At 53.4% G+C, this 921-nt stretch carries 1 protein-coding gene; it reads left to right on the plus strand.

Annotated features, from left to right (window positions below; translation table 11 throughout):
* The coding region (locus QMG56_RS23245; protein WP_281825275.1) for a hypothetical protein at positions 1 to 818 on the plus strand (818 nt) is incomplete at its 5' end.
* Positions 819 to 921: the final 103 nt, after the last annotated feature.

Consider the following 921-nt stretch of genomic DNA (forward strand, 5'->3'; position numbering starts at 1 on the left):
TCGGAAAGGCGAGGCGCGTGGAGGGCGGCTATGCCGTCGAAGGCCGCTGGTCCTGGTCAAGTGGCTGCGACCACGCGACCTGGGTTATCCTTGGTGCTCTTGTTGAAATGGAGAACGGAGAAACCAATCATCTTGCCTTGGTGGTGGCGCCTGGCGATTACGAAATTGTCCAATCGTCGTGGGATTCAGCCGGACTGTCCGGCACTGGGAGCAAGGACATCATTGTTAAAAGCGCGTTTGTTCCCTCTTATCGCGTTCACAATATCAATGAAGGCTATGCGTTAGCGGAACCCGGTCGTGCGACGTTCACCGCGGACACATACAAAATGCCTTTCGGCTGCGTGTTCGCTTTGGCCTTGGCCAGCGTATTGGTGGGAATGGCCGATGGCGCATTCGATTTTTACCTCGATTACATAGGCAAGCGCACGAGCGCTTATACCGGGGCAGGCTTCAAGGAAGACGCCTTGGCGCAGCAGGTATTGGCAGAAGCCCATTCTCTTCTGGACGGCGCACATCTCCGGCTGAACCGGGATGCCGACGAGATGGCCGACTTCGCGGTGCGCGGTGAGGATGTGCCGCTTGACCGGCGGGTCTTTTACAAATGGGATGCCGCCAACATCGTCAAGCAATGCCGTGACGCGGTCAATTTGCTAACGGCCAATTCCGGCGGTTCGATATTCAACCGCAATTGCCAGATGCAAAGATATTTCCGGGACATAAATACCGGATCAAATCATCTTTTTGTTAACCCGCAAAAAAGCTCAGTAAATTTCGCCAGATTTGTCCTCACCGGAGAAAATCAGGATTTGATGGTGTGATCTGGACACGAATTTAACCGACGGATGATTGGGAGAGTGATGATGGCAATAAAAACAGGATATTTTGGTCTCGAGGTTTCCGATCTGGATGCGTGGGAGACGT

The organism is Sphingobium sp. BS19 (assembly GCF_027925545.1).
Classification (GTDB): Bacteria; Pseudomonadota; Alphaproteobacteria; order Sphingomonadales; family Sphingomonadaceae; genus Sphingobium.